Raw genomic sequence first — 613 nt, forward strand, 5'->3', positions numbered from 1 at the left:
TTTCTCACCCCGCAATTCGCCTGCGCCTCGGTGCAGTCCGGGCTGAACTTCGCCCGCTACTGCGACGAAACGCTGGACAAGCTGATCGCAGACAGCAAGGCCAGCAGCGACCAGGATGAGCGCAGCCGCCTTTATCACCAGGCGCAGCAGATCATTCAGGAGCAGGCGCTGTGGCTGCCGTTGGCCCACCCGACCGCCTTCGCGCTGCTCAGCGCCAAGATCGAGGGTTACCAGGTCAGCCCCTTTGGCCGGCAGAATTTCGCTTCGGTACAGATGGCACCATAAGCCGTCATCATGGTGGGCTAAAGCCCACCCTACAAGGCCTAACTCATTGGAAGCGGACGGCCTACTCAGGCTCGTAGGGTGGGCTTCAGCCCACCGCCTCAAGCGTAGAGTCATGCGGTGGGCAGAAGCGCATCGCCGCTCGGCCCACCCTGTGGGTCAGGGCAGCGGCGAGAAGGGCGAGCGACCTTCGGCGGTCTGCAGTTCCAGCAGGTAGCTGCGGAATATCTGGCCCAGCACCTGGCTGGCGATTTCCAGTTCATCGCGACGCATCTGCGCCGACACCAGGTCGGCGCTGTCCATGGCTTCGTCCGAGCCATTGACCGACGCC

At 63.6% G+C, this 613-nt stretch carries 2 pseudogenes; one reads left to right on the forward strand and one right to left on the reverse strand.

Features of this window, described 5'->3' with window-relative positions:
• A pseudogene (locus HBO11_RS28445) lies at positions 1–285 on the forward strand (ABC transporter substrate-binding protein); the annotation flags it as partial.
• 156 nt (positions 286–441) lie between these two features.
• Here HBO11_RS28445 and HBO11_RS28450 read toward each other — a convergent pair.
• Positions 442–613 (reverse strand): annotated as a pseudogene (locus tag HBO11_RS28450) (sel1 repeat family protein); the annotation flags it as partial.

This window comes from Pseudomonas sp. WS 5010, from assembly GCF_012985565.1.
Classification (GTDB): Bacteria; Pseudomonadota; Gammaproteobacteria; order Pseudomonadales; family Pseudomonadaceae; genus Aquipseudomonas.